Raw genomic sequence first — 4,711 nt, forward strand, 5'->3', positions numbered from 1 at the left:
ACAATCGCCTCACCCACGCCAGGGCCGAACCCCTCACACACCGCGTCAAAAGCCCGCGCAAACACCGGGAACACCTCATACAACTCCCGCCCCATACCCCGACGCTGCGCACCCTGACCAGTAAAAACAAAAGCCAGACGACCCTCACGGACACTGCCCGCACCCGACAGCACCTCAAGACCCGAAAGCAACTCGTCACGGCCACCGGCAGCAACCACCGCCCGATGATCGAGCGCGGCCCGACTCGTCGCCAGGGACCACGCCACATCCGCCAAGTTCACCTCGGCATGCGCCAAGACCCACGACCGCAAACGCTCAACCTGCCCACGCAACCCGTCCTCGGTCCGCCCCGACACCACAAACGGAAGCACCCCGGCCGCAGCCCCTGGAACAGACCGAGACTCGACGACATCCTCCAGAATGACGTGCGCGTTCGTACCACTGATACCAAAAGACGACACCCCCGCCCGACGCGGACGCCCCCCACACGGCCACTCACGCTCCCCCGCAAGAACCTCAACAGCCCCCGCCGACCAGTCCACATGCGACGACACCTCACCCACATGCAACGTACGCGGCATCAACCCATGACGCATCGCCATCACCATCTTGATCACCCCACCCACACCCGCAGCCGCCTGCGCATGACCGATATTCGACTTCAACGAACCCAGCCACAACGGCGAACCCGCGACGCGCCCCTGACCATAGGTCGCCAACAGAGCCTGCGCCTCGATCGGATCACCCAACCTCGTCCCCGTACCATGCGCCTCCACCACATCCACATCACCCGCCGACAAACCCGCATTCACCAACGCCTGACGAATCACCCGCTGCTGCGACGGACCATTCGGCGCCGTCAGACCATTCGACGCACCATCCTGATTCACCGCCGAACCCCTCACCCTCGCAAGAACCGGATGACCAAGCCGAACAGCATCCGATAACCGCTCCACCACCAGCAGACCCACACCCTCCGACCAACCAGTACCGTCCGCGGCATCACTGAACGCCTTGCACCGGCCATCCGGCGACAGACCCCGCTGCCGAGCGAACTCGACGTAAAGGTCGGGCGTGGACATCACGGCGACACCACCGACGACCGCCAGCGAGCACTCCCCCGAACGCAGTGCCTGAGCCGCCAGATGCAGCGCAACCAGCGACGAAGAACACGCTGTGTCAACGGTGACGGCCGGGCCCTCGAAGCCGAACTCGTACGAGACCCGGCCGGACAACACGCTGGCCGCGTTGCCGGTCAGCACCCGGCCTCCGAAGTCCTGCGGGTCACGGGCGAGCAGCGACGGGTAGTCCGTCCCGTTGGCGCCGACGAAGACGCCGGTGGCCGTGCCGCGCAGCGCGCTCGGGTCGATGCCCCCGTTCTCGAAAGCCTCCCAGGTGGTTTCCAGCAGCAGCCGGTGTTGCGGGTCCATGGCGATCGCCTCGCGCGGGGCGATGCCGAAGAAGTCCGAATCGAAGTCGGCCAAGTCCCGCAGGAATCCGCCGCCGCGGGCGTACGTGGTGCCGGGGTGGTCGGGATCGGGGTGGTAAAGACCGCCGATGTCCCAGCCCCGGTCGGCCGGGAAACCCGTGACCGCGTCGCGGCCCTGGGCGACCAGGTCCCACAGGCCCTCCGGCGAGGTCACCCCACCCGGGTAGCGGCACGCCATGCCGACGATCACGATCGGTTCGTCCGCACCCACAGCAGCCACCGCCGCCACCGGCCGATCCGCGCCCGCAGTCGATGCACCGCCCAGCGAATCACAGACGTACGCCGTCAGCGACGCGACCGTCGGATAGTCGAACACGAGAGTCGCAGGCAGCCGCAGACCCAGCACACCACCCAGCCGGTTGCGCAGCTCCACCGCCGTCAGCGAGTCGAAACCCAGCTCACCAAACGCACGCTCCTCCTCAACCGCCATACCCGGCCCGTACCCCAGAACCGAACCGACCTCGGCCCGCACCAACTCACCCACCGCACGCAACCGGTCGTCCCGGCTCAGCCCGGCGAAGCCGGAAACGGTGCGGGGGGCGACGCCCGCGTCGGCGACACGCCGTACCGAGCGGCGGACAAGACCGCGCAGCAGGCCGGGAACGGTCTCGGCGGTGCGCAGGCCGGTCAGGTCGAAGCATGCCGCAACCAGCAGCGCCGGCTCCCCCGCGGCCGCGGCATCGAACGAGGCCAGCGCCAGGGCACGAGGCATCGGGAGCAGGCCGGTGCGGGCCATCCGGGCCCGGTCGGCGCGGGTGAGGCTGTCGGTCATGCCGGTGTTCTCGTCCCACTGGCCCCAGGCCACGGAGACGCCGGCCAGGCCCGCCGAGCGCCGTTCCGCCATCAGCGTGTCAAGGAACGCGTTCGCGGCCGAGTAGGCAGCCTGGCCGGGCGAACCGAACAGGCCGGCCGTCGAGGAGAACACCACGAACGCCGAGAGGTCCAGCTCGCGGGTCGCCTCGTGCAGATTCCACGCCCCGTCCACCTTGGGCCGCAACACCGCCGACACCCGCTCCGCGGTCAACGAACTCAGCACACCGTCGTCCAGCACACCAGCCGTGTGCACCACACCGGTCAACGGGAACCCCACCGGAACCACCGACAACAACCCGGCAACGGCATCACGGTCGGCGACGTCACAAGCCACCACCTCGACCACCGCACCGGCCGCGGTCAACTCGTCCCGCAACCGCGCCGCTCCGGCCGCGTCCGGTCCACGGCGGCTGACCAGCAGCAGGCTGCGCACGCCCCGCTCGCTGACCAGGTGCCGGGCGACGAAGCCGGCCAGGCTGCCCGACGCACCGGTGATCAGTACAGTGCCGTCGCCCCACGGGCCCCGCTCCGATTCCGCCGGTTCCGCCGGGGACGCGGCGACTCGGGCGAGGCGGGGTGCGAGGACCGTTCCGCCGCGTACGGCGAACTCGTTCTCTTCCACCAGTTCCAGCAGGACGCCGAGGCCGGGGGTGCCGGGGTCCTCGACGTCCGCCAGAAGGAAGCGGCCGGGGTGTTCGGTCTGCGCCGCGCGCACAAGGCCGCGTACGGCACCGGCTGCCGGGGCCGTGCCGCTGGTCAGCACCAGCAGGCGGGCGGCGTCGAACCGCGGCTCGGCCAGCCAGCCCTGGAGGAATGCAAGCGTCGCGACTGTCACCCGATGGGTCTCGGCGACCGGGTCGTCGCCGGGCGGAAGGACTGGCAGCACCACGACAGCGGGCACCTCGGCACCGTCATCGAGGCCCGCGACGAGGGTGGGCAGGTCTGCGTACGCTGCCGCGCCGGGCACTGCGCCGGCGTCACCGACCACCGCCCAGCCCACGTCGACGGGGTCACCCGTCACCCGGCCGCACTCGACCCAGTCCGTGCGGAACAGGGACTCCCGGTGCCCAGCGCCCGCCTCGCGCAACTGCTCGGGCAGAACCTGGCGTGACACCAGCGAGTCGACGTGCAGGACAGGCATGCCGGAGCCGTCGAAGACGTCGATCGACACAGCGTTGCCGCCCAGCGGCACCGCGCGCACGCGCACCGTCGACGCGCCCGCGCCGAACAGCCGCACGCCCGACCAGGAGAAGGGGACCATGCCGGCGCGGGAGCCGGAGTCGAGCGCCTTGAGCACCATCCCGTGCATGCCGGAGTCGAGCAAGGCCGGATGCAGGCCGAAGCGGCCGGCGTCGGTCACTTCGTGGGCCGGTCCGACCTCCGCGAAGATCTCGTCGCCACGCTGCCAGGCCGCCCGCAGGCCCTGGAACGTCGGACCATAGCCGTGGCCTGCCTCGGCGAAGAGCTCGTAGGCGCGGGTGACGTCGAGCTGTTCCGCACCGATGGGTGGCCAGGCGTCGAGGACGGGGAGGCCGTCGGCCGGGGCTCCGGTCACCGTACCGCTCACATGACGGCTCCACGGGGTTTCCTCGTCCATGCCGGGGTGCCGGTCGGGGCGCGAGTAGATGGTGAAGGACCGGCGGCCCTCGTCGTCGGGGGCGCCGACGGTGACTTGAACGTCCAGGCTGCCCTGCTCGGGCAGCAGCATCGGGGCCTCGATCGTCAGCTCCTCGACCAAGTCGCAGCCCACTCGGTCGGCCACCTGCAGTGCCAGCTCCACGAAGGCCGTGCCGGGCACGAGCGTACGGTCGAAGAGCACGTGGTCGGCCAGCCATGCCTGCGTACCCACGGAAAGCCTGCCGGTGAAGACATGGCCTCCTTCGCCGGCCAGCGCCACCCCGGCTCCCAGCAGCGGATGCCCCACCGCTTCCAGCCCGGCCGAAGCCAGGCCACCAGCCGTGTACGCCGGGTTCTCCAGCCAGTAGCGCTGGTGTTGGAAGGCGTACGTCGGCAGGTCCACCCGGTTTCCCGCAGGCAGCAACGCCGTCCACTCAACCGACACCCCCGCCGCCCACAGACCACCCACCGCGTCCAGAAGGGTGCGCACCTCACCGCGGTCCCGGCGCAGCGCCGGGACCACGGTCACCGGCCGCCCGTCCAGGCACTCCCGCACCATCGGGGTCAACACCGCATCCGGACCCAGCTCCAGGAAACGCGTCACACCCAACCCGTCCAACTCCGCCACCGCATCCCCGAAACGCACCGCCTCACGCACATGGGAAACCCAGAACTCCGGCGTGCAATGACCACCACCCGCCAGCCGGATCACCGGCTCGTGAAACGTCAACTCCCCGACTACGGAACGGAATTCGTCCAGCATCGGATCCATCAACACCGAATGAAACGCAT

General features: G+C 69.9%; 1 protein-coding gene. It reads right to left on the minus strand.

Annotated elements, in window-relative coordinates; genetic code table 11:
* Positions 1–4,691: SDR family NAD(P)-dependent oxidoreductase (locus BIV25_RS46075; protein ID WP_143076859.1), on the minus strand; the 4,691-nt coding region annotated here is incomplete at its 3' end.
* Between the last annotated feature and the right edge of the window lie 20 nt (positions 4,692–4,711).

The sequence above is a fragment of the Streptomyces sp. MUSC 14 genome (assembly GCF_001866675.1).
Lineage (GTDB): Bacteria > Actinomycetota > Actinomycetes > Streptomycetales > Streptomycetaceae > Streptomyces.